The sequence below is a fragment of the Enterobacter sp. CP102 genome, assembly GCF_025152625.1.
GTDB classification, from domain to species: domain Bacteria; phylum Pseudomonadota; class Gammaproteobacteria; order Enterobacterales; family Enterobacteriaceae; genus Enterobacter; species Enterobacter soli.
Window position 1 is genome coordinate 2,008,709 of sequence record NZ_CP104014.1, and the last position, 23,973, is coordinate 2,032,681.

Annotated in this window: 25 protein-coding genes; 9 read left to right on the top strand and 16 right to left on the bottom strand. The window is 53.6% G+C overall.

Annotated elements, in window-relative coordinates; genetic code table 11:
- Positions 1 to 18: 18 nt before the first annotated feature.
- Both N1249_RS09455 and eptA read right to left on the bottom strand, forming a co-directional pair.
- Entirely contained in the window at positions 19 to 618 is a 600-nt protein-coding gene (locus N1249_RS09455; protein WP_259837111.1) for a TetR/AcrR family transcriptional regulator, read from the bottom strand.
- Positions 619 to 659: 41 nt separating this feature from the next.
- Positions 660 to 2,285, bottom strand: coding sequence for a phosphoethanolamine transferase EptA (eptA, locus tag N1249_RS09460; protein ID WP_259838064.1), 1,626 nt, complete (start codon positions 2,283 to 2,285; stop codon positions 660 to 662).
- A 148-nt stretch (positions 2,286 to 2,433) separates the two neighbouring features.
- Between eptA and N1249_RS09465 the strand changes: the two genes are divergently transcribed.
- The 3 genes from N1249_RS09465 (at position 2,434) to sodC (ending at position 4,216) form a co-directional block, all read left to right on the top strand.
- Positions 2,434 to 2,673, top strand: coding sequence for a DUF1289 domain-containing protein (locus N1249_RS09465; protein WP_259837112.1), 240 nt, complete (start codon positions 2,434 to 2,436; stop codon positions 2,671 to 2,673).
- A 48-nt stretch (positions 2,674 to 2,721) separates the two neighbouring features.
- The gene (locus N1249_RS09470; RefSeq protein ID WP_259837114.1) at positions 2,722 to 3,618 is read left to right on the top strand and encodes an aldo/keto reductase family oxidoreductase; all 897 of its coding nucleotides are present in this window, start codon (positions 2,722 to 2,724) and stop codon (positions 3,616 to 3,618) included.
- Positions 3,619 to 3,697: 79 nt separating this feature from the next.
- A complete protein-coding gene (gene sodC, locus N1249_RS09475) occupies positions 3,698 to 4,216 on the top strand; it encodes a superoxide dismutase [Cu-Zn] SodC (protein WP_014069971.1) in 519 nt (172 codons plus the stop codon).
- On the opposite strand, the gene N1249_RS09480 is transcribed toward sodC, so the two are convergent.
- The 3 genes from N1249_RS09480 to N1249_RS09490 are packed head-to-tail and all read right to left on the bottom strand — an operon-like array spanning position 4,195 to position 7,375.
- Positions 4,195 to 6,228, bottom strand: coding sequence for an FUSC family protein (locus tag N1249_RS09480; RefSeq protein WP_259837117.1), 2,034 nt, complete (start codon positions 6,226 to 6,228; stop codon positions 4,195 to 4,197). The genes sodC and N1249_RS09480 overlap by 22 nt on opposite strands.
- Positions 6,228 to 7,088 (bottom strand): HlyD family secretion protein, encoded by an 861-nt coding sequence (locus N1249_RS09485; RefSeq protein WP_259837119.1) that lies wholly within the window; start codon positions 7,086 to 7,088, stop codon positions 6,228 to 6,230. Before N1249_RS09485 ends, N1249_RS09480 begins: the two co-directional genes overlap by 1 nt.
- Before the next feature lie 2 nt (positions 7,089 to 7,090).
- Entirely contained in the window at positions 7,091 to 7,375 is a 285-nt protein-coding gene (locus N1249_RS09490; RefSeq protein ID WP_395677902.1) for a DUF1656 domain-containing protein, read from the bottom strand.
- Between the two features lie 139 nt (positions 7,376 to 7,514).
- Between N1249_RS09490 and slyA the strand changes: the two genes are divergently transcribed.
- Positions 7,515 to 7,955 carry a transcriptional regulator SlyA gene (gene slyA, locus N1249_RS09495; RefSeq protein WP_041162049.1) on the top strand — a complete coding sequence of 147 codons (441 nt, stop codon included), beginning with the start codon at positions 7,515 to 7,517 and terminating at the stop codon, positions 7,953 to 7,955.
- Between the two features lie 36 nt (positions 7,956 to 7,991).
- Here slyA and N1249_RS09500 read toward each other — a convergent pair whose 3' ends face one another.
- Positions 7,992 to 9,353: a GGDEF domain-containing protein gene (locus N1249_RS09500; protein WP_259837128.1), complete on the bottom strand. Its 1,362-nt coding sequence runs from the start codon at positions 9,351 to 9,353 to the stop codon at positions 7,992 to 7,994.
- Positions 9,354 to 9,554: 201 nt separating this feature from the next.
- Positions 9,555 to 10,022 carry an outer membrane lipoprotein SlyB gene (slyB, locus tag N1249_RS09505; RefSeq protein WP_259837130.1) on the bottom strand — a complete coding sequence of 156 codons (468 nt, stop codon included), beginning with the start codon at positions 10,020 to 10,022 and terminating at the stop codon, positions 9,555 to 9,557.
- Positions 10,023 to 10,276: 254 nt separating this feature from the next.
- Between slyB and anmK the strand changes: the two genes are divergently transcribed.
- The 5 genes from anmK to pdxY all read left to right on the top strand — a co-directional run bounded on the left by anmK (position 10,277) and on the right by pdxY (position 14,860).
- Positions 10,277 to 11,401 carry an anhydro-N-acetylmuramic acid kinase gene (gene anmK / locus N1249_RS09510; RefSeq protein WP_259837133.1) on the top strand — a complete coding sequence of 375 codons (1,125 nt, stop codon included), beginning with the start codon at positions 10,277 to 10,279 and terminating at the stop codon, positions 11,399 to 11,401.
- Positions 11,402 to 11,495: 94 nt separating this feature from the next.
- Positions 11,496 to 11,819: a C-type lysozyme inhibitor gene (gene mliC / locus N1249_RS09515; RefSeq protein ID WP_259837135.1), complete on the top strand. Its 324-nt coding sequence runs from the start codon at positions 11,496 to 11,498 to the stop codon at positions 11,817 to 11,819.
- A gap of 57 nt (positions 11,820 to 11,876) precedes the next feature.
- The gene (pdxH, locus tag N1249_RS09520; RefSeq protein ID WP_259837143.1) at positions 11,877 to 12,533 is read left to right on the top strand and encodes a pyridoxamine 5'-phosphate oxidase; all 657 of its coding nucleotides are present in this window, start codon (positions 11,877 to 11,879) and stop codon (positions 12,531 to 12,533) included.
- Positions 12,534 to 12,658: 125 nt separating this feature from the next.
- Positions 12,659 to 13,933 (top strand): tyrosine--tRNA ligase, encoded by a 1,275-nt coding sequence (gene tyrS, locus N1249_RS09525; protein ID WP_014069981.1) that lies wholly within the window; start codon positions 12,659 to 12,661, stop codon positions 13,931 to 13,933.
- Positions 13,934 to 13,999: 66 nt separating this feature from the next.
- Positions 14,000 to 14,860: a pyridoxal kinase PdxY gene (gene pdxY, locus N1249_RS09530; protein WP_259837146.1), complete on the top strand. Its 861-nt coding sequence runs from the start codon at positions 14,000 to 14,002 to the stop codon at positions 14,858 to 14,860.
- A gap of 77 nt (positions 14,861 to 14,937) precedes the next feature.
- On the opposite strand, the gene gstA is transcribed toward pdxY, so the two are convergent.
- The 9 genes from gstA to rsxA form a co-directional block, all read right to left on the bottom strand.
- Entirely contained in the window at positions 14,938 to 15,543 is a 606-nt protein-coding gene (gene gstA, locus N1249_RS09535) for a glutathione transferase GstA (RefSeq protein WP_166716825.1), read from the bottom strand.
- 108 nt (positions 15,544 to 15,651) lie between these two features.
- Positions 15,652 to 17,160: a dipeptide/tripeptide permease DtpA gene (gene dtpA, locus N1249_RS09540; protein WP_259837153.1), complete on the bottom strand. Its 1,509-nt coding sequence runs from the start codon at positions 17,158 to 17,160 to the stop codon at positions 15,652 to 15,654.
- 613 nt (positions 17,161 to 17,773) lie between these two features.
- Positions 17,774 to 18,409, bottom strand: a complete 636-nt coding sequence (gene nth, locus N1249_RS09545) for an endonuclease III (RefSeq protein WP_259837155.1) — start codon at positions 18,407 to 18,409, stop codon at positions 17,774 to 17,776.
- Positions 18,406 to 19,092, bottom strand: coding sequence for an electron transport complex subunit E (locus N1249_RS09550; protein WP_166716823.1), 687 nt, complete (start codon positions 19,090 to 19,092; stop codon positions 18,406 to 18,408). Before N1249_RS09550 ends, nth begins: the two co-directional genes overlap by 4 nt.
- Before the next feature lie 2 nt (positions 19,093 to 19,094).
- Positions 19,095 to 19,715, bottom strand: coding sequence for an electron transport complex subunit RsxG (gene rsxG / locus N1249_RS09555; RefSeq protein WP_259837163.1), 621 nt, complete (start codon positions 19,713 to 19,715; stop codon positions 19,095 to 19,097).
- Positions 19,716 to 19,724: 9 nt separating this feature from the next.
- Positions 19,725 to 20,777 (bottom strand): electron transport complex subunit RsxD, encoded by a 1,053-nt coding sequence (gene rsxD / locus N1249_RS09560; RefSeq protein WP_259837164.1) that lies wholly within the window; start codon positions 20,775 to 20,777, stop codon positions 19,725 to 19,727.
- Entirely contained in the window at positions 20,778 to 22,802 is a 2,025-nt protein-coding gene (gene rsxC, locus N1249_RS09565; protein ID WP_259837166.1) for an electron transport complex subunit RsxC, read from the bottom strand. It lies immediately after the preceding gene.
- The gene (rsxB, locus tag N1249_RS09570) at positions 22,795 to 23,373 is read right to left on the bottom strand and encodes an electron transport complex subunit RsxB (RefSeq protein ID WP_259837169.1); all 579 of its coding nucleotides are present in this window, start codon (positions 23,371 to 23,373) and stop codon (positions 22,795 to 22,797) included. Before rsxB ends, rsxC begins: the two co-directional genes overlap by 8 nt.
- Positions 23,373 to 23,954, bottom strand: a complete 582-nt coding sequence (gene rsxA / locus N1249_RS09575; protein ID WP_217188805.1) for an electron transport complex subunit RsxA — start codon at positions 23,952 to 23,954, stop codon at positions 23,373 to 23,375. Before rsxA ends, rsxB begins: the two co-directional genes overlap by 1 nt.
- Between the last annotated feature and the right edge of the window lie 19 nt (positions 23,955 to 23,973).

Genomic DNA, 23,973 nt, shown 5'->3' on the forward strand with positions numbered 1-23,973 from the left:
GGTAAATAAAAACGCCTGCTAAACGCCAGGCGTTGTAATACTGCTTTTCACATGTGCCAGTGCGCTTTCCAGCGGCACAGCACTGCGAGAAATTTTGGCTTGCAGGTTTGCACCTAACCAGAGCGCATAGAGCACCTGCGCCTGGGTAAGTGGCTCACCGGGGAAGGCCAGCGTTTTTTCATTGCGGCCTTTCTCAAGCGCCTGGGCCAGCAGGGCGATAACGCCACTGGCACCTTTGTCCATTGCGGCACGCATATCTTCGGAAAGATCGCACACCTCTGCAGAGAGTTTTACCGTCAGGCATCCGCTGATAATGCCCTGCTGACAGAACTGGGTCAGCGTTTCCTGATAGTAGTTAAGAACACGATCCCGGAAGTTACCTTCGCCACTGGCAAAGTGGGTGGCCAGGCGCTGATGGTAACTGGCATAGTGCCGTTCAAGCATCGCCACGCCAAAGGCTTCTTTAGAGCGAAAGTAGTGGTAGAACGACCCTTTCGGCACCTCAGCGGTTTTTAACAGTTCGCTAAGCCCCATACCGGTAAACCCGCGATGCATACAAAGACGCTCGCCTGTAGCCAGTAAGTGTTCGCGCGTATCGTGTTCAGTATTTCTGCTCATGTCGGCACTCTAATAGACCAATCGGTCTATTGCAAGCGGGTTTATTGACGACATGCGTTCAGGATATCCAGCTGTTGCTGATAAACCTTTGATTTCACGTTCATCATCCCCAGTACCGTTGAGAATAAATTGTCCTGTGAAACCGCATCTTTTGCTGCATGGTCGCGCAGGCATTGCCCGTTAACGCCATAGTTTTTCGCGTAGTCGGGAGAGAGCCAGAACATAAACGGAATATGTGTTTGTTGTTCAGGCGCCAGCATGTACGGCGTGCCGTGCAGGTAGATACCGCTTTCGCCCAGTGATTCACCGTGATCCGACAGGTAAATCAATGCCGTGTTCATGCTTCCCTGGCGAGCTTTCAGGGTATCGATAGTCCTGCTCACTATGCTGTCGGTATAAAGGATAGTGTTGTCATAGGTGTTAATCAGCGCCTGATGATCGCAATCCTGAATTTCGTTGGTATCGCAGGTTGGCGTGAACTTGCGGAAGTTATCCGGGTAACGGCGATAGTACGCCGGGCCGTGACTGCCCATCAGGTGAATGACCAGAACCGTGTCCTGCTTCAGGCCGTCCAGCACGTTATCCAGACGATAGAAATTGACGTCATCAATACAGGATTTGTCTTTGCAGAACTGGTCTAGTTTCCACTGAGTCATGTCCGTATGCGGGATACGGTCGCAAGCGCCTTTACAGCCGCCATCGTTATCGCGCCACAACAGGTTGATACCTGCATGTCCCAGCACGTCGAGCAACCCTTCCTGGTGGCGGGCGAGGTCAGCATCATATTTCTTACGCGTCATGCCAGAAAACATGCAAGGAACGGAGACCGCGGTTTCTGTCCCGCAGGAGGACGCCTGAGGGAAGTTGATGATGTCTTGCTTTTTCAGCTCAGGGTTGGTTTCACGGTCATAACCGTTAAGAGAGTAGTTCGCCGCACGGGACGCTTCACCGACCAACAATACCAGCACTGTTTTTTTCTGCTGCCCGGCAATCACCGGGCCTTTTTGGGCATCTTCACCAATACGCACCAGCGTCTGATCGCCTGCAAACCAGCGGGTTTTGCTGTATTTCATGATGGCGCTGACGTAGTTGGCAGGGGTCACCATCTTGACGATGCTTTTGTTGTTACGGAACAGCGATGCGTAATCTTTATAGAACACGGAGGCGACCAGAATGATCACCAGCAGCGCGCCGAGCATCGCGGCAATACGCGTCAGCAGCGCGTACCACCATTTACCGGTGCGTATACGCGTCAGGGCTAACACCACGGATGGAATAAGACCGGCAATGACAATCCAGATGATCATCTGCGGTGTTACCAGAGCGGTCGCTTCCTGGGAGTTGGTTTCGAACACGTTAACAATCATGTTCTGATCGATAACCGCGCCGTAGGTATACATAAAATAGGTGGCTGCAGCACATCCCATGGTCAACAGGATAAGCAGCGGCTTACGGATAAAGGGAATATTGAGAATGCTAAAAACAATGACCCAGCCGCAAAACAGCACCAGCGGAACGGACGCCGCGAAAAGCATATCATGCAGTTGTGCAGGGGCTATGATGGCCCAGCTGCGCTGGATGAACAGGGCATTCAGCACGGTAAAAAAGAGGGCACAACCCAGAGTAAATTTAATGTCGTTACATTGTAACTTTTTAATCAACCACATCATTAACAAACCATTCTTTATAGTGATGCGGCGAGTATAGGGAGAGAAGATTAGTGAAACCTTAATGCCATATTTCTGTGGTAAAGCCCTTGCATGAGCGGCATTTAACGTCTTCACTGTAGGTGATAATCGGTTTCTGGAGGTGTGTGTGGCAGAGCAACTGGAGTTTTTCCCCATCCAGAGCCCGTGCCGGGGAATTTGTCAGTCAGATGAGCGCGGATATTGCCGTGGGTGTATGCGCACCCGTGACGAGCGTTTTAACTGGCAAAATTTTAGCGACACGCAAAAACAGGACGTCCTGCGCCTGTGTCGACAGCGTCTGCTGCGCAAAATACGCGCAAACAAAGCGGGCGAAACCGAAGAACCTCAGCAACCTTCACTTTTTTAGCAGCGTAATTGCGTATACTCATGACATCACTTCCTTGAGGAAATTGTTATGGTTCAGCGTATTACCCTTGCACCCCAGGGCCCGGAGTTTTCCCGTTTTGTGATGGGTTACTGGCGGCTGATGGACTGGAATATGTCCCCTGTTCAGCTCGCGAGCTTCATTGAAGAGCATCTCGATTTAGGGATCACCACCGTCGATCATGCCGATATCTATGGTGGCTACCTGTGTGAAGCCGCGTTTGGTGAGGCACTTAAGCTGGCTCCGGCGCTTCGCTCGCGTATGGAGATCGTCACGAAATGCGGCATCGCCACCACGGCTAAACCAGAGCACGCGCTTGGCCACTACATTACCGACCGCGACCACATCGTAAAAAGCGCAGAGCAATCACTGGTTAATCTGGCAACTGACCATATCGATTTGCTGCTGATCCATCGCCCGGATCCGCTGATGGATGCTGATGAAGTGGCGGAGGCTTTCCTGAATCTGCACCAGAGCGGCAAAGTCCGTCATTTCGGGGTATCGAACTTTACCCCTGCACAGTTCGCTTTACTTCAGTCGCGCCTGCCATTTACGCTGGCTACTAACCAGGTCGAGATTTCACCTGTTCACCAGCCGCTGCTGCTGGACGGTACGCTCGATCAGCTGCAACAACTGCGCATCCGCCCGATGGCGTGGTCGTGCCTGGGCGGCGGGCGTCTGTTTAATGATGATGCCTTCCAGCCATTGCGTGATGAACTGAGCACCATCGCACAGGAGCTGAATGCGGAAAGCATTGAACAGGTAGTGTATGCGTGGATCATGCGTCTGCCGTCAAAACCGCTGCCGATTATCGGTTCCGGTAAAATTGAACGTGTGCGCGCGGCGATTGCCGCTGAAGCGCTGGAAATGACCCGCCAGCAGTGGTTCCGCATCCGTAAAGCGGCGCTGGGTTACGACGTCCCGTAATCCGCTATAACGTGGCCTCCAGGTGAAAATGCTGCCTCTGGTATAGACTTAAGGGGCAAAAAGAAACTCTGGAGGTCACATGAAGCGTTTTGCTCTGGCACTCGTGACACTGGCAGTATGCGCAGGGGCGCAGGCTGCCAGTGACGAAGTAGAAATGAACCTCGTTTCCCCACTTGGCGTAGGCCAGTCTGTCGGAACAGTAAAAATCACTGAAACCGACAAAGGGCTGGAGTTTGCTCCTCATCTCAACTCACTTCCACCCGGCGAGCATGGTTTTCATGTTCATACCAACGGTAGCTGCCAGCCTGCCCTGAAAGAGGGGAAAGCCTCGGCGGCAGAAGCCGCAGGTGGCCACCTTGATCCTGAACATTACGGTAAGCACGAAGGGCCGAACGGCATGGGGCATCTGGGCGATCTGCCCGTGCTGGTGGTAGATAAAGACGGCAAAGCCACGACGCCGGTCATTGCGCCGCGGCTGAAAAAACTGGATGAAATCAAAGGCCGGGCGCTGATGATCCACGTGGGCGGAGATAACATGTCCGACAAGCCTAAACCTCTGGGCGGTGGCGGCGCACGTTATGCCTGTGGCGTGATGTGATCGCCAATGGTGCCCGGTGGCGGGGCCTGTTCCAGCTGCGACAGCGAACAGTGCAGCCGCCAGATTATTGAGGCCAAATCGCGCGCGGCCGGAAGATGGTGGCGCGCGAGGGTGTCGCAAATACGCTGAAGCTCAACGAGTGTAGCTTCCAGCGGACGTTGCTGAACACCACGTTCACTCATCACATCGCGCAGTAACGCGATACAGATATCCCGAACCTGCGCCAGAGGGTCAGAACGGGTTTCCCAGGCACGCAGCTGCCACACCACATGCGAACAGTTAAGCAATACCACGCCCCAGCGCAGCAGCCAGCGACGCGCGAGAACATCCTGACTGTTATTCAGCTGACTCACGTGATGATACACAAGGGATTCATACTCGCTTTCACGCAGATGGGGCTTACGGCTGAGCTGATCGACAAATCCCCGGCGAAGCTCACGAATATGACGCCGACTTTTGCGCGCATCAGAGCCCGGGCGGAGCACTGCAAACGCCAGCCATGTTAACGCCACACCAAGGATTTTTGCCAGGTTGTCATTGAGGAAGTTGGCGAAATCATAAACAGGTGGGTTGGTGACCGCGATAAACGATCCCATAAAGACGATAAGCTGCCCCCAGAGCCCGGCGAGTTTTGGCATTTGTAGCTTCAGCAGCTGCATGGTGGTGAGCAGGGGGAAAAGAAACAGCAGGAACTGCCAGAGATCCGTGATTTGCACCATCAGGCCAAACATTACCACAAAACTGAACAGTGACAGCAGTATCAGCGTACGCAGCAAGAGCGTCAGGGAGTTAAACGGTGAGGGGGAAACCGAGTAAAGCACGCTGCTAATGGCGGCGAGGGTTAACGCGGCGGAGGTGCTGTCCCACTGGGTTGCGATGCCCCATGTGCCTACCAAAGTCAGCGCGCAGAACGTACGAAAACCGCTCCACAGCGCCTCCATATTATCGGTATGCCGTGCCAGTGCAGGGCTTTGCGGGACAGAGAACTCCGTAATGGGCGTGGCATTTTCTACCGCGCGGATCCAGCGGCTGCTCAGCAGGTAAAGCCGACAAAAATAGCGCAGCCGTTGCCAGAACGCGCGGTGGCGATAGTCATATTCATCTACCGGCGCCAGCGGCGCAATAATGCGCGCCACGCTATAGAAATCTGCCGTGGGTCGCGCAAGCTCAGCCAGCAGCGCTTCAATGATTTCACGGGTGTTTTCCGGCGGATTGGGCCAGTTAAGCAACATCCGGCGCAGGCTGGAAATGGCGCTGGTCATACGCAGTTGCTGATGCAGCAGATAGTTAAGCAACGCGTTCTGCCTGCGGAAACGATAGTGGCTCCAGAACGCCTGAATACGCAGTAAATTCATGGTCAGGATCTGGCCGATGACTTTTTCGTGCGCAAGGCGAATTTCGTCGTTGGTGTCGGGCTGCCAGAGAAGACTTGCGTGTTCCAGCAAACGGGCGTGCATGGTTTTTAACGCGGTGATCAGCGCAGTGCCGTCCGATGTGCTGGGCAGGATCATCATCATAACTCCGCCGCACAGAATACCGATAATGACTTCACACACGCGCGCCTGGGCGATATCCCACAGTTCGGTAGTGTCCAGGACGTTAATCACCGGGAAGGCAATAATGGCGGCGGTATAGCCTGCCAGCTGAAATGCGTAGGCCACGTTATTGGTAAAATGCGCGCAGGCCCAGGTACAAAAGCCTAGCCACGTTGCCATGCTCAGTAAAAACAGCCAGGGATCGTTAAGGGTATGGCCGGCGATGATCAACGCGGCAGTAGCACCGAGCAGGCTACCCGCCACACGTCCCAGACTTTTACTGATAACACCGCCAACGGTGGGGAAGCTCACCACCGCCGCAGAAGTCATCGCCCAGTAGGGTTCGTCCAGATTCAGATAGTAGGCCACCATGAGCGCAAGACACATGGCAATGCCGTTACGCAGTGCATAACGCCACTGCGGGCGGGTTGCTTTTATCCAGGGGGTGTTACGCCAGGAGAAAGCGGAGAGGTTCATTAACGTGTTCCGACAGAGACGGTACAGGTTGTGCCTGAAACCAGCGTGATGTCTTTCGGCAGGCTGTCAAACTCCACGCGAACCGGAACGCGCTGGGCAAGACGCACCCAGGGCACGTTCGGTTTGATGTCCGGGACCAGGCCGGAATCTGTCTCGACGCTTTGATCATAAATGGCCCGGCCAATGCTCGATACGTGACCCTGTAACGTTTGTGAGCCGCTGTACAATGTTATCCGCGCCGGTGCACCTTCCTGAATATGGCGCAGTTTCGTCTCTTCAAAATAACCGACAACATAGAATGAGTGGCTGTCTACCAGCGCAAACACCGGCTGCCCCGTGGTGGCGTAATTCCCCACGCGCGTGGAGAGGTTCGTCACCCATCCATCAACCGGAGAGGTCACCACCGTTTGCGTCAGCTGCCACTGGGCCTGTTTGAGCGTCGCTTCGGCGACATCGACGCTTGCCTGCATGGCTTTCACATTAATGTTGGCGGTGTCTAAATCTTCAGCAGAGATATAATTTTGCGATAAATGGCGGCGACGATTGGCTTCGTTGTTGGCTTTCGCCAGGTCAGACTGCGCTTTGGCAAGCTGCGCCTGCGCATTCAGAATAGCGATATGGAAGGGCGTCTCGTCAATACGGAACAGCACATCGCCTTTTTTAACAAACTGGTTATCTTTAACCAGAAGAGTGGTGATGCTGCCGGAGACCTGCGGAGTAATATTGACCTGTTCGGCGCGGATTTTACCATCGCGCGTCCACGGGGACTGCATGTAGTAAGTCCACATCCACCAGCCGGCAACCAGTGCCAGGGCCAGGACCAAAAGAGTGGAAAAGTATTTTAGCGTTTTCAGGGACATATTCACCACACAATCAACACGGCAAGGCCAAGACATACGGAAAGGGCAAACAGGGAGAGATCCATCAGCATCGGATGCCAGATTTCACCGGAATACATCCAGTCACGCAGCAGGCGGTGTGCAACAAGCCAGATTAAAAAGCCGACAAAAACGGCTTTAAAAAGAGGAGGAAAATAGACTGATGCACCGACAATCAAGTCCTGGAGGGGTAACCCCGCGGAGCTGTAAGAAAACTTCACGAGCAGAGATCCTTTGCAGTTGAAAGGGTGGCCACAGTGGCCGGTCATTACACGATGAGGCGTCAGTATTCAGTGTAAATCATACTTTCAACATCGCTGAATGCAGTATTGCATTTGTTTTGGCAATATAAATGCTGCACACTATTCTAAAATCAGTATAATAACTTAGCAAGCTAATTATAAGGAGATGAAATTGGAATCGCCATTAGGTTCTGATCTGGCAAGGTTGGTACGCGTCTGGCGTGCTCTGATTGACCATCGCCTGAAACCTCTGGAATTGACACAGACGCATTGGGTCACGCTGCATAACATTCATCAGCTGCCACCCGAACAGTCGCAAATTCAACTGGCCAAAGCGATTGGTATTGAGCAGCCGTCGTTGGTACGAACGCTCGATCAGCTGGAGGAAAAAGGGCTGATCTCACGGCAGACCTGCGCCAGTGACCGTCGCGCCAAGCGGATTAAACTCACTGAAAAAGCAGCGCCAATCATTGATGAGATGGAAGCTGTGATCAGCAAAACGCGAGGGGAGATCCTGTCCGGGATATCACCTGCGGAACTTGAGATGCTCATTAGTCTCATTGCTCGTCTTGAGCAGAACATCAGTGAGTTGCAGTCCCGCGACTGATAACATAAAAAAGCCTTGCATCAGCAAGGCTTTTTTTTACTGGAAGACCACCACGCGGTTACGTCCCGTCTCTTTAGCCTCATACATCGCTTTATCCGCGCTTTCCACGCACTCTTCAGCGGTTATCTGTGACGATGTCGCGGTAAATACCCCCATGCTGATGGTAATAGGCTCAGGAAGCTGTCCGTTACTGCTGCTTTTATCAAAACTGCTTAAGTTGAGGCGAATACGCTCTGCAACCTGGCGCGCGGCATCGGAATCGGTATTGGCCAGCATCAGGACGAACTCTTCGCCACCAATACGTGCGGCAATATCCTGAGGGCGCACGGAATCCATCAGCAAATTGGCGACAAACTGCAATACCTTGTCGCCCTGTAAGTGGCCATAGCAGTCGTTGATGCGCTTGAAGCGATCGAGGTCACTGACGATAACAGAAACAGGGCGAGTCGCTTTCGCCGTCGCAAGGGACTGGTTTAACGCGTCATAAAAATAGCTGCGGTTGTAGAGACGGGTCAGCGGATCGCGAATCGAGTTTTGATAAGACTGCTGGTACTTTAAATGTGAATCACGATAGAGATTAAATACATCATAAAGCAGAACCAGAATGATGAGTAAGGTCGCTGCAGTTTCAAATAAACGGGCGCGATACCAGGCGATGTCTTCAGCGTGCCCACCGAAGAACAGCATCCCCAGCGTCACGATATAACAGACACTTAAAAAAGTACCGCCGACCCAGAACAGGTTGCGCAAACGCGTAATAGCGATCAGTGTCACTAATGCCACCAGCCACAAAATGATAAGCAATATATTGATTAAATGGCTCCAGAGAACCATAAATTGCCGGGTTTCATTATCCACTAAATCAATCGTCAGTACTGATGAATGGCCGGAAAAAAGCCATGCCAGCACAACCATACATGCGGTGAATATAAATATAGCGATAATAATACTGATATGAGTCAGTCGAGATAAAGGGTAATCCCGGACCATATACAGTAGCGCAGCAAAGATAATCAACACCGCCATCAGGAGATGGCGAAACGTGAAGAAAATCATCGCATCGTTATAGTTAACGATGTCGAACTGGTAGAGATCAAGCCAGGCAGGGAAGCTCGACAGCGTCCCGGTCATCAGCAGCATCGACCCGGTGAAGGCGGAGGCGATGGCGACCAAATACAAGCGTCTGCGATCGCACCAGTATTTCATGGACATAAAACAAGCAATAAACAGATGAAACACGAGTAAAAATATGGTGAGCGTCGGGAATAATAAGGGTGAAAATGACGGGACTAACTCGACCAGTTTTAAAAATGAACCCTGTAATATCGCAATGACAATAATGCAGCCAAAGAAGAAAGCGATATAGCGGTTCTTTATGTAACGTTCAATCGTGTTCATACGTTTTTGTTAACAAAAAAATAATAGTTTATTAAAGAGGTGTGAGTCTGCTTAGTTTAACAACGTCATGAACAAATACTTTGCGCAGGAGCAATATAAGAAGGGGAAACTAAATAGCGGGAAAGGTATTTTGTAAATGTATATATTTAAATGATGAATATTGTAAAAGGATGCAGCCAGTTGGCCGCATCCTCTTTGGTATTAACGCGGGGAAACGGTAACCTGGCTACCGTTGCTGGCCAGAACAACACGCTGACCAGCTGCAAACTTAGTGCTACCCTGTTTTTGCACAACCATAATGGTATTACCGTCGTCCTTACGGATTTCCAGTTCAACACCCTGAGTTTTGTTCATTGCGCCCTGAACGCCCTGACCTGCAACACCACCGGCTACGGCACCTGCGGCAGTCGCCAGAGAACGACCCGTACCGCCACCTACGGTGTTACCCAGGAAGCCACCCAATACGGCACCGCCGATTGCGCCTACAACGTTGTTGTCATCGCCGCCCTGAATTTGTACAGGACGTGCATTAACGATAGTACCGTAAGTCACGTTCTGAACTTGTTTAGCTTCAGACGCGCTATAAACGTCACCGGAAAGGGAATCGTTATTCACACAACCCGCCAGCGTCAATCCAATCAGCGAAACGCCCAGTACACGTAAAATCATTTGAATCTCCTGTTCACCAAAAACGCCCAGTCAGGGCATCCGTTATGGCTAAATTATATGGCATAAGAGGCCATAGTTCATATCTTTGCACTAACAATAGGAAAATTGTACTTGAATTTGGCTTAACGAGGCATAAACAAGAAGCCCTCTGGTTACGTGTCTGACATTGTTAAAAAATATTATCTCTGCATAGCAAAGCGACGCCGTTTATGGTGGAGTGTGGGTAACTCGCCCACGAAACGTAAGGAAAGCGCATGAAATCGGGTCGCTATATTGGTGTGATGTCAGGTACCAGTCTTGATGGTGTCGATGTTGTTCTGGCTGCCATAGATGAAAACATGGTAGCACAGCAGGCGAGCCTGACATGGCCGATCCCTGTTTCGCTTAAGGAATCTATCCTGAGTATCTGTCAGGGCCAGCAGCTGACGCTGTCACAGCTTGGTCAGCTTGATGTGCGCCTGGGCGCGCTTTTCGGCGATGCGATACTGGCGTTGATGCAAAAAGAGAAGCTGCAACCGCAGGATGTGGTGGCGATCGGCTGTCACGGGCAAACGGTCTGGCATGAGCCGACCGGCGACGCGCCGCACACGATGCAGATAGGCGATAACAACCAGATTGTCGCCAAAACCGGCGTGACCGTCGTGGGTGATTTTCGCCGTCGGGATATCGCGCTGGGTGGGCAGGGCGCACCGCTGGTTCCTGCGTTTCACCAGGCTTTGCTGGCGCACCCAACAGAACGCCGGATGGTGCTCAACATCGGCGGCATCGCCAACCTGTCAATGCTTATCCCGGGCCAGCCCGTACGTGGCTACGATACCGGGCCGGGCAATATGCTGATGGATGCCTGGATCTGGCGTCAGTACGGAAAACCTTATGACAAAGACGCCCAGTGGGCCTGTGAAGGAAAAGTGATCATCCCTCTTTTACAGTCCATGCTGAGCGACCCGTATTTTGCGGCGCCTGCGCCAAAAAGCACCGGGCGCGAGTATTTCAACTATGGCTGGCTTGAACGTCAGCTTATGCCGTTCCCCGCACTTTCCCCTAAAGATGTACAGGCAACGCTTGCGGAACTCACGGCTACCTCGATTTCCGAACAGGTTCTCCTCAGCGGTGGATGCGAACGCCTGCTGGTGTGTGGCGGTGGCAGCCGCAACCCGCTGGTGATGGCGCGTCTGGCCGGGTTACTGCCGGGCACCGAGGTCACGACGACGGACGATGCCGGGATCAGCGGCGATGATATGGAAGCGCTGGCCTTTGCCTGGCTTGCCTGGCGCACCATCGCCGGATTGCCTGGGAATCTCCCGTCGGTAACCGGTGCGCGTGAAGCAAGCGTGCTGGGTGCGATTTTCCCGGCAAATCCACGTCATAATCAGAGTTAACTGAAATTCAGCACTGCGTGTAGCCGTTAAAATGGAAAGAAAACAGGGGGGCAGCAGTGCCCTCCAGGACCAGGATAGTCTTCGGAATACGCCCATGAAAAAACTTCTTCTTATTGCCGTGCCTTTACTGCTGTCAGGGTGCAGCGTCTATAACCAGCTCGTTGAACGTATGCAGACCGATACCCTCGAGTATCGTTGCGACGAAAAACCGCTGACCGTGAAGATCAACAACCCTCGTCAGGAAGCCAGCTTTGTGTACGACAACAAACTGCTGAATCTGAAGCAGGGCATGTCTGCGTCAGGTGCGCGTTATACCGATGGCATTTATGTTTTCTGGTCTAAAGGCGATGAAGCAACGGTCTACAAACGTGACCGCATTGTGCTGAACAATTGCCAGCTACAAAATCCGAAGCGTTGAGATTTTTACAGGGGCGGCGCACAATAGCGCCACCTATTGTCAATTTCAGCTAACGCCATGTCAGATAACGACGAATTGCAGCAAATTGCGCATCTGCGCCGTGAATACACCAAAGGCGGCCTGCGTCGCCAGGATCTTCCCGCCGAACCCCTGGTGCTTTTTGAACGCTGGCTGAAACAGGCCTGTGAAGCAAAGCTTGCCGACCCGACCGCAATGGTTGTTGCCACGGTTGATGAGACCGGTCAGCCGTACCAGCGTATTGTGCTGCTGAAGCATTACGATGAGAAAGGGCTGGTGTTTTATACCAACCTGGGCAGCCGTAAAGCGCATCAGATTGAAAACAACCCGCGTGTGAGCCTGCTGTTCCCGTGGCATATGCTGGAACGTCAGGTCATGGTCACCGGTAAAGCCGAGCGCCTTTCCACCCTGGAAGTGCTGAAATATTTCCACAGCCGCCCGCGCGACAGCCAGATTGGTGCCTGGGTCTCTAAACAGTCCAGCCGAATCTCTGCCCGCGGTGTACTGGAAAGTAAATTCCTCGAGTTAAAACAAAAGTTTCAGCAGGGTGAAGTCCCGTTGCCGAGCTTCTGGGGCGGTTTCCGCATCCCAATCGAGCAGATGGAATTCTGGCAGGGTGGTGAACATCGCCTGCACGACCGCTTTTTATACCAGCGCGAGAATGAAGGCTGGAAAATCGACAGACTGGCGCCGTAATCCCCGAAATTTGTTGTTTTAAGCGCTAGCGCTACGTGCGCCAGCGCTTTATTCTATGTATCTTTCGCATCAGGCGAAAAGTCGTGCACCGGCAAAGGTGCAGTCGTTTATACATGGAGAATTTGATGGCAAGCAGTAACTTGATTAAACAATTGCAAGAGCGGGGCCTTGTGGCCCAGGTGACGGACGAGGAAGCGTTAGCAGAGCGACTGGCGCAAGGCCCGATCGCGCTCTATTGCGGCTTCGATCCCACCGCTGACAGCTTGCATTTGGGGCATCTTGTTCCATTGTTATGCCTGAAACGCTTCCAGATGGCAGGCCATAAGCCTGTTGCACTGGTTGGCGGCGCGACCGGTCTGATTGGTGACCCAAGCTTTAAAGCCGCTGAGCGTAAACTGAACACCGAAGACACCGTGCAGGAGTGGGTGGACAAGATCCGCAAACAGGTTGCGCCGTTCCTCGACTTCAACTGTGGTGAAAACGCTGCGATTGCCGCGAACAACTATGACTGGTTTGGCGGCATGAACGTGCTGACCTTCCTGCGTGACATCGGTAAACACTTCTCTGTTAACCAGATGATCAACAAAGAAGCCGTGAAGCAGCGTCTGAACCGTGACGATCAGGGTATCTCTTTCACCGAGTTCTCTTACAACCTGCTGCAAGGTTATGACTTCGCCTGCCTGAACAAACTGCACGGCGTGGCCCTGCAAATTGGCGGTTCAGACCAGTGGGGTAACATCACCTCCGGTATCGATCTGACCCGTCGTCTGCATCAGAACCAGGTGTTCGGCCTGACGGTTCCACTGATCACCAAAGCCGACGGCACCAAGTTTGGTAAAACTGAGGGCGGCGCAGTATGGCTCGATCCGAAGAAAACCAGCCCGTACAAGTTCTATCAGTTCTGGATCAACACCGCAGATGCTGACGTCTACCGCTTCCTGAAATTCTTCACCTTTATGGACATTGAAGCCATCAATGCGCTGGAAGAAGAAGACAAAAACAGCGGCACAGCACCTCGTGCGCAGTATGTTCTGGCTGATGAAGTGACCAAACTGGTTCACGGTGAAGAAGGTCTGGCTGCGGCAAAACGCATTACCGCAAGCCTGTTCAACGGTACGCTGAGCGATTTAAGCGAAGCGGACTTCGAACAGCTGGCGCAGGATGGCGTGCCGATGGTTGAGATGGAAAAAGGCGCAGACCTGATGCAGGCGCTGGTGGATTCTGAGCTGCAACCGTCCCGCGGTCAGGCTCGTAAGACCATTGCCTCTAACGCCATTACCATCAACGGTGAAAAGCAGGCCGATCCTGAATACACCTTTGTTGACGGCGATCGTCTGTATGGCCGCTACACGCTGTTGCGTCGCGGTAAAAAGAATTACTGTCTGGTGTGCTGGAAGTAATCAACAGTATGCAGGGGCGTGGGAAACCACGCCCCTTTGTTTTTTCAGGGTTGTGGTAAGCTAAAAATGAAGAATATCCTCGCCATTCAGTCCCACGTTGTATTTGGACATGCTGGCAACAGCGCAGCGGAATTCCCGATGCGTCGCCTCGGTGCCAATGTCTGGCCGCTTAATACCGTTCAATTCTCTAACCATACCCAGTACGGGAAATGGACCGGCTGTGTGATGCCGCCTTCGCATCTCACGGAGATTGTGCAGGGCATCGCTGATATCGACCAGCTCAAACGCTGTGACGCAGTGTTGAGCGGTTATCTGGGCTCAGCAGAGCAGGGCGAACATATTCTCGGCATCGTGCGTCAGGTGAAGGCGGCGAACCCGGCGGCAAAATTCTTCTGCGACCCGGTAATGGGGCACCCGGAAAAGGGCTGCATCGTGGCACCTGGCGTGGCTGAGTTTCACGTGCGACACGCACTGCCCGCGAGCGACATCATTGCGCCCAACCTGATTGAGCTGGAGATCCTCTGCAAGCATCCGGTTAACAGTGTAGAAGAGGCTGTAAGCGCTTCTCGCGAGCTGATTGCGCAAGGGCCCGAGATTGTACTGGTCAAGCACCTTGCGCGTGCAGGGCTGAGCCCTGACCGTTTTGAGATGCTGCTGGTGACGAAAGACGAAGCCTGGCATATCAGCCGTCCGCTGGTCGATTTTGGCGTGCGTCAGCCGGTTGGGGTAGGCGATGTGACCAGTGGTCTGCTGTTGGTGAAATTGTTACAAGGCGCAACGCTTCGTGATGCGCTGGAGCATGTAACTGCCGCCGTGTACGAAATCATGACAGCAACGAAAAATATGCAGGAGTATGAGTTGCAGGTGGTTGCGGCGCAGGATCGTATTGCGAAGCCGGAGCACTATTTCAGCGCAACGCAGCTGTAAACTATGCCGGGTGGCGCTGCGCTTACCCGGCCTACAATACCCGTAGGCCCGTGCAAGCGCAGCGCCGCCGGGCGATATTAGTTAAGGCCTTCCGCTTTCAGCGCCGCAGCAACCGCAGGGCGTGCCGCCACTCGCTCCATATACGATGCAATATGATCTAACCCTTCCAGGTTCAGCTTAACTGCACGCGCCCAGCGCAGAACGGTAAACAGATACGCATCTGCAATGGTGAAACGCTGGCCACAAATCCACTGATCGTCTTTCAGCGACTCGTTAATGTACTGAAGTTTTTTCTCCAGCAGGGCACGTACGGTAGGTTTGTACTCTTCCGGCGTGTCCGGGCGGAACAGTGGCGTAAAGCCTTTGTGCAGCTCGGTCGCGATATAGTTCAGCCACTCCAGAGTCTTATAACGCGAGATACTGCCGGTCGGTGCCAGCAGTTGGCGATCCGGGACGTTATCCGCCAGGAATTGCATAATCGCAACGCCTTCCGTCAGCAGTGTACCGTCATCCAGCAGCAGTGCCGGAACTTGTCCCTTCGGGTTAATAGCAAAGAAATCGTCGCCGTTTTCCAGGCGTTTTTTCATCAGGTCAACGCCGTCCAGCGTGAAATCTTTGCCGCTCTCGCGCAAGGTAATATGGGAAGCAAGAGAGCAGGCGCCCGGTTTGTAGAACAGTTTCATCGGTAACTCCTTTTTGCTGAGGTTTCAGCTATGTTAGTGCGCGAACGAATAAAAAAAAAGCCGCTAACACAAAGTTAACGGCTTCTGTTCAGTCGTTCCCCGATGACATTATGCTGTCGCGGTTTCGGTCGCTTTAGCAGTTTTGTCGTCGTCCTGAGTCATACGATTCAGTTTAGGTGCAGTCAGCAGCATCAGCACGGCGATAACTGCGGTAGCCACACCAATCTGCATGAATACCGTACCGTAGACGTTCAGAGAAACCAGTGGGTCGGTTACGTTCTCTGGAACAGCCATCAGGTTAGCAATCTTACCGGCGATAATCGCTGCACCGGCAGTGGTCAGGAACCAGCTACCCATGATGAAGCCCATCAGACGCTGTGGTACCAGCTGAGCAACCATCGCCAGACCCAGACCGGAGATCATCAGCTCACCAATAGACTGGAGAGCATAGCTCAGGATCAGCCAGTTAACGGAGACGATACCTGCGTCGGTCGCAAATTTGGTACCCAGTGGCAGCACCAGGAACGCACCAGAGCACAGCACCATACCAATCGCGAACTTGTGCGGCATTGGCAGACGGTCACCCATCTTGTTATAGATAGCGGCCAGAATCGGGCTACCAATCATGATCCAGAACGGGTTCAGGGCCTGATACTGCTCCGGCTCGAACGCGATACCCAGAATAGAGTGCTCAACGTTACGGATAGCGAAGAAGTTCAGAGACGTTGGCATCTGGCTGTACAGCACGAAGAAGATAATTGCTTCCAGCATCAGGATGAACGCAACAATCATCTTACGGCGAGCAGCGCCCTGCATGGCGAATGCTTCTTTCGCGAAGATGCAGACGATACCCAGTGCAACCACGCCCAGCACAGCACGTGCCACGCCCTGGTTGTGCAGCAGCCAGGTGGCGATTGCCGCGAGGATCACCACACCCACGATAGTTGCCAGCAGTTTGCCCATGTGCACAGGTTCGAAGTCTGGTTTTGAACCGTAGTTTTTAACCCACTTCTTGCAGAAGGCGAAGTTAACAACGGTGATCAGCATCCCGACAACAGACAGGGAGAACGCAACGCTCCAGCCGAATTTCGCGGCCAGCCATGGCGTTGCCAGCATAGAGAAGAAGGAACCGATGTTCACGGACATGTAGTACATGGTGAATGCACCGTCCAGACGCGGGTCATCTTTGCTGTAGCAGGTAGAAAGCAGGGAAGACGGGTTCGCTTTGAACAGACCGTTACCGACTGCGATAGTCGCCATACCCATGTACACCACAGCCGCATCGTGACCGGACCATGCAACCAGCGCATAACCGATTGCCAGAACGATAGCACCCAGCATGATGACACGTTTGGTACCCAGAACCTTATCACCCAGCCAGCCGCCGATTGCGACCAGACCGTACACCAGAGCACTGAATGAAGAGAACAGCGTGATGGAATCTGCTTCGGACATACCCAGTTGCTTAACCAGGTAAACCGCCATGATCCCTTGCAGGCCGTAGTAACCAAAACGCTCCCACAACTCAATAGAGAAGATGAGATAGAACGCTTTAGGTTGTTTGAAAGCGTTAAGACTTACGCTCTCATCTGTTGGTTTATTGTTTGCAGTAGACACATATACCTCTTTTTTTACATCCCATATTAACGGGGGTGTTCATAGCGTGATGACCGTAGTCCATCCGCCTTATAGTTATATTGGGAGGGGAAACGGCGGGTAATGTTCACTATCCTGACCCATCTGGCAATACGTTTGTAATAATCTGTTACATATATCTGGAGCGGTATAATACTCGGGTCATGCAAATGTTATTCAGCGTTAAATTTCATTGGTTAAGGATTGTTGGTTTTTTTCACTGCCGCAAACCCTAAAAAGACCGTATTTGGCAATATGTTCTGCTATTTGGCCTTATGGCCAGTGATATAGCCCATATTCTGAAAAATGACTGGTCTTATCTGCGGTAAAGGATCGGTTAAATATTGTCTGGCAAAGGGTTTACACAGCTTTTCACAACAAAAATCCAACATGGAGTTATCAGAGTGATCTCGCTCACAGATGTATAGAAATTTTTGGTGATGAAAAAACAATTAACCTGTTTGAGTGTTAAATAACCGAACAATCGACAGGGTTAAGGATGGCTAATGCGGACAATAAGTGGTCGAAAGGAAGGTTCACAGTGAGACCTTCCTTTCATAACCATTTGATATGAGCTCAGAAAGCGAAAAAGGACTCAGGGATACACTTTTTCTTTAAATTCGCAGAGGTCTTCAATGATACAGGAGCCGCAGCGCGGCTTGCGCGCAATGCAGGTATAACGCCCGTGCAGGATCAGCCAGTGATGGCAATCAACCTTAAATTCTGCGGGAACCACTTTGAGCAGTTTCTCTTCAACCTGCTCGACATTTTTGCCGGGAGCGAAGTTAGTGCGGTTTGAAACGCGGAAGATATGGGTATCGACAGCGATCGTTGGCCAGCCAAATGCCGTGTTAAGAACAACGTTGGCGGTTTTCCGGCCTACACCGGGTAATGCCTCGAGCGCTGCGCGATCTTCCGGCACCTCACCACCGTGTTGTTCAAGCAGGATCCGGCAGGTCTTAATGACGTTCTCGGCCTTGCTGTTGAACAAGCCAATGGTCTTGATGTAGGACTTAACACCCTCTACATCGAGCTCCAGCATCGCCTGTGGCGTATTGGCGACCGGGTAGAGCAGTGCAGTGGCTTTGTTGACGCTCACGTCCGTGGCCTGTGCAGAGAGCAGCACGGCAATCAGCAGCTCGAACGGTGAGTTAAAGTTCAGCTCTGTTGTCGGATGCGGGTTTTCATCCCGCAGCCGGGTCAGGATCGCAATGCGTTTCTCTTTGTTCATGAGGCTTTCTCGGGTATCCCTTCCTGTACGCTGCGCTCAGCGGCGCGGCGTTTACGTTTCTCATCAATGAGATATTTTATCGCCAGCATCATTCCAAGGCCAATAAATGCGCCAGGCGGCAGCATGGCCAGCAGGAACGGTGTGTCCGTGTGGAACACTTCGATGCGCAATGCTTTGGCCCAGCCACCCAGCAGGGCGTCCGCACCGTCAAACAGCGTACCGTTCCCCAGAATTTCACGGATGGAACCGAGGACAAACATGGCGCAGGTTGCGCCCATACCGATGGAGAAACCGTCCAGCGCAGACATCGCCGGGCTGTTTTTCACCGCAAAGGCTTCAGCACGCCCAACCACAATACAGTTGGTTACGATAAGCGGAATGAAGATCCCGAGCGACTGGTACAGACCAAATGCGTAGGCGTTAATCAGCATCTGCACGATACTCACCACCGAGGCGATGATCATCACGTAAATCGGAATACGGATTTCTGATGGTGTCCAGCGGCGAAGTGCAGAGATGGACAGGTTCGTCAGGGTGAGCACCAGCGTTGTCGCAAGGCCCAGCCCGAGTGCGTTGGTCGCGGTCGATGTTACCGCCAGCAGCGGACACATCCCCAGTAGTTGCACCAGTGCGGAGTTGTTCTTCCACAGCCCCTGGACAATAACCTCTTTAACCTGGCTCATGATTACTCCTCACAGGCCGGAAGATTGTTGATCTGCGCGGGCAGCGTTTCGGCATACAGCCCGGCACGTTTTACGGCGTTGACCACCGCACGCGGGGTGATGGTGGCGCCGGTAAACTGGTCGAATTCACCACCATCTTTCTTTACCGCAAAGGCGGTATCATCTTCGCCATGGATCACTTTGCCTGCGAAATGCAAAATCCACTCGCTTAAGCGCAGCTCAATTTTGTCACCAAGACCGGGTGTTTCGTGGTGCTCTGTCACACGCGTACCCAGAACCGTACCGGAAAAATCAGTGCCGACCAGCAGCTGTATGGCCCCGGAGTAACCGTCTGGCGCCGTGGCTTCCATCACGGCACCCACCGCTTTATCCCCTTTACGGGCAATAAAAATCCGGTGCTGGCCTTTCCCTAACGGGGCTGCCTGAACCACAAAACAGCTTTTTTGCAGGTCATTATCGTAGAATTCTGCCGGGATCACCTGGTCGAACAGGGCCTTCTGTTGTTTCGTCGCCTGTTCTTCAATGGTCGTTTTGGTCAGCGCATTCACCAGTGCCGTCAGCCCGGTCAGCACCGCAGCGAAGATGGCCAGCGTGACGCCGTGTTTTTGCATCGTTTTCAGCATAGCAGGCTCCTAGCGGTGGCCGTACACGCGTGGACGCGTGTAATAGTCAATAAGCGGAACGGTGATGTTGGCGAGCAGGACAGCAAACGCCACGCCATCTGGATAACCGCCAAAACTGCGGATAAGCCACACCAGTAGCCCCGCCAGGGCACCGAAGATCAAACGTCCACGGTTGGTGGTCGATGCGGTCACCGGGTCAGTCAAAATAAAGAATGCGCCCAGCATGGTCGCACCCGAGAGCAGATGCATCTGCGGGCTGGCCAGGGATTCCGGAGAAAACACCCAGCCCAGGGTGGAGCAGACGGCGAGCGTCACCAGGAAACTAACCGGAATATGCCAGCGAATTGCCCTCTGCCACAGCAGTAACACGCCACCCAGCAGATAAGCCAGATTCACCCACTGCCAGCCTGCACCGGCGAGCACGCCGCTGTAGATGGCTGATTTCATGATCTGCTCAACGCTGTGCCCGGCGTGAAGTGAGGTTTTAAAGGTATCCAGCGGAGTCGCCTGGCTGATGCCATCCACACCCATGCGCAGTGTATTCATATCCGCACCCAGCGCCGTGTGTCCGGTGAAAATAACGTGGAGCGCATCCATAAAGCCTGGCACGGTTGCGGCAATATCATGCGGTGGCAACCAACTGGTCATCTGCACCGGGAAAGAGATAAGCAACACCACATAGCCGATCATCGCCGGGTTAAACGGGTTATGCCCCAGGCCGCCGTAAAGCTGTTTTGCGATAATCACGGCAAACACGGTGCCCAGTACCACCATCCACCACGGCGCGAAAGGCGGGATACTGATGGCCAGCAGCAGGCCGGTCAGAAGTGCTGAGTTGTCGCCGAGGATGCGGGAAACATCCATCTTACGTAACGTCAGAACCAGTGCTTCGGCCGCCAGAGCGGTAGCACAACCCAGGACTAACTGGAAAAGGGTTCCCCAGCCGAAAAACCAAAACTGCACGGCGATACCCGGCAGGGCCGCCAGGCAAACCAGCATCATAATGCGCGATGTCTGACGCTGGTTATGGGTGTAAGGGGAACTTGCGATTCTGAAAACCATTTAATCCTCGTTAACTGCTTGCTGCGCGGCTTTCTTTGCCTGAACGCGCGCAATCGCGGCTGCGACTGCGGCTTTGCGTGGATCGTCATTTGCGGCCTGAGGCTGCTCTTCCTGCTGCGCCGCTTTGCGGGCTTTGGCCCGGGCGATGGCGGCTTCTACTGCTGCCTTACGCGGATCAACAGGGGCTTCAGGCTCTGCTTGTTGTAGATGTTGTTCTGCTTTGCGCGCTTTGGCCCTGGCAATAGCGGCTTCGACAGCGGCTTTGCGCGGGTCAACGGGCAGTTCTGGCGCTACCACAACGTCCTGCTGTTCTGCTTTGCGCGCTTTAGCACGGGCAATGGCCGCTTCGACGGCCGATTTACGCGGGTCGGTTGCTGTTTCCGGCTGCGCGATTTGCGCTTTTTCCGCCTGACGAGCGCGGGCTTCTGCCTTGCGTGCTTCACGCGCGGCAATCGCTTCACTGTTATCCGGTTTCGCCCCTGCAGGGATCACCACGGGCTGAGCGGCCGAGGCTTTTTTCTCGCGAACGCGCGCCAGAGCGGCGTTAATCGCATCCTGATCTTTCTCTGCGGGCTGCACGGCTGCTTGTTTATGGCGTTCCTGACGCGCGGCTTTCTCACGCTCAAGACGCGCCTGACGGGCTTCAAAGCGGGCTTTTGCTTCTGCCGCACGTTTCTCTTCCATCGAGATGGCGTAAATTTCGGCCTTCTCCTGGCGGAAATACTGCACCAGCGGAATATTGCTCGGGCAGACCCAGGCACAGGCACCGCACTCGATGCAGTCGGAAAGATTGTGTGCTGTGGCTTTATCGTGCTGCTGGCCTTTGCTGTACCAGTACAACTGCTGCGGCAGAAGATCCGCCGGGCAGGCGTCAGCACAGGCGCTACAGCGAATACAGCCTTTCTCTTCCTGCTCTTCACCCATCTCTGTGGCAGAAGGGGCGAGCAGGCAGTTAGTAATTTTAACGACCGGAACATCCAGCCACGGCAGGGTAAAGCCCATCAGCGGGCCGCCCATGATCACCATCTGTTCACTACCGGCACAAAAACCGGCCTGCTCCAGCAGGTGACGCACCGGTGTGCCTAAACGCGCCCAGACGTTACCCGGCCGAGAAACCGATTCGCCGGTAAGGGTGACCACACGTTCGGTCAGCGGCTCGCCGTCAATTACTGCGCGTTTCACCGCATAGGCGGTCCCCACGTTTTGCATCAGTACACCGATGTCGGACGAGCGCCCGCCGTGCGGAACCTGTTTGCCGGTCAAAATCTGCGTCAGCTGCTTCGCGCCGCCGGAAGGATACTTAGTTGGAATAACGCGAAGGCCAATGTCGTGGCTGCCTGCCAGCACCGCACGCAACATGGAAATCGCCTGCGGTTTGTTATCTTCAATGCCGATCAGCACTTCGCGCGGTTGCAGAATGTGGGCGAGGATGCGAATACCTTCCACAACCTGTGCCGCGCAATCCTGCATCAGACGGTCATCCGCGGTGATGTAAGGCTCGCATTCCGCAGCATTGATAATTAAGGTCTGGATTTTATCGCCGCCGCCACGCAGTTTGCTTCCCGTCGGGAAGCCTGCGCCGCCAAGACCGGCCACGCCAAACTGATGAATACGTTCAATGAGCGCGTCGCGGCTGCGGGCGGTGTAGTCGCTCCAGCCATCGCGATCGATCCAGCGGTCTTCGCCGTCAGCTTCGATAATGACGCTAAGTTCAGAGAGGGCAGAAGGGTGCGCAACGGTATGCGGCGCAATCGACACCACTTTACCGGACGTCGGCGCGTGTACGGGCAGCATACGTCCGCGACCGAAGGTCAGCGGCTGGCCGCGCAGGACGATATCGCCTTCTTTCACACACAGCTCACCCTCAGCGCCAATATGCTGTTTCAGCGGCATAACGTAGCGGGTCGCCAGCGGAATTTGACGCAGCGGGGTGCCGTTAGACTGGGTTTTCATTTCTGGCGGATGAATGCCGCCATCAAAGTCCCAAATCTTCTCTTTTCTGAAAGCAGAAAATAACTTAAGCATGTTGTTCCACAGGAATGATGCGAACCGGAATGGTCTGAAGATCCCACTTCCAGCTATCGGTAGTCGTTTCGACCGGGCGTAACTCAATACATTGCGTCGGGCAAGGCGCAACGCAGAGGTTACAGCCGGTGCACAAATCCGCCACAACGGTGTGCATGGCGCGGGTTGCGCCGACAATGGCGTCGACAGGACACGCCTGAATACATTTGGTGCAGCCAATACAGTTTGCTTCGTCGATAACCGCCAGTGCGCGAACGGGCTCCTGCACATCCGCATCGCCATCAGCAGGCTGCGGATCAACGTTAAGCAGCGCGGCGATTTTCAGCATTACCGCTTCGCCACCCGGCGCACAACGGTTGATTTTCTCACCCTGCACACCGACCGCCTCTGCATAAGGGCGGCAGCCAGGATAGCCGCACTGCCCACACTGGCTTTGCGGCAAAAGCTCATCAATTTTTTCAACAACCGGATCGTCCTCAACCGCGAAGCGGCGGGAGGCATAACCCAGAATGATGCCAAACACTAATCCCAGCACGCTGATAGATGCGATGGCAATCCAGATAGCATTCATTACAACTTCACCAGACCACTAAAGCCCATAAAGGCCAGAGACATTAAACCTGCGGTCACCAGCGCAATCGCATTTCCGCGAAACGGCGCAGGGATATCCGCTGCCACCAGGCGCTCACGAATAGAGGCAAACAACACCATAACCAGAGAGAAACCGACTGCGGCGGAGAAACCGTACAGCGCCGATTGCATGAAATTATGCCCGAGGTTGATGTTCAGTAGTGCCACGCCCAGTACGGCGCAGTTGGTGGTAATCAGCGGCAGGAAGATGCCCAGCAGGCGATAAAGCGCCGGACTGGTTTTGCGCACCACCATTTCGGTAAATTGCACCACAACCGCGATAACCAGGATAAAGGCCAGCGTACGCAGATAGGTTAAACCCAGCGGGATGAGTATCCAGGTATCAATCCACCAGGCGCAAATAGACGCCAGCGTCATGACGAAGGTTGTCGCCAGCCCCATGCCCATTGCTGTTTCCAGTTTTTTGGACACACCCATAAACGGGCACAGGCCAAGGAACTTCACCAGTACGAAGTTGTTAACCAGCACAGTTCCGACAAAGAGCAGTAAGTAATCGGTCATTATTCAGCCTGAAATAAAA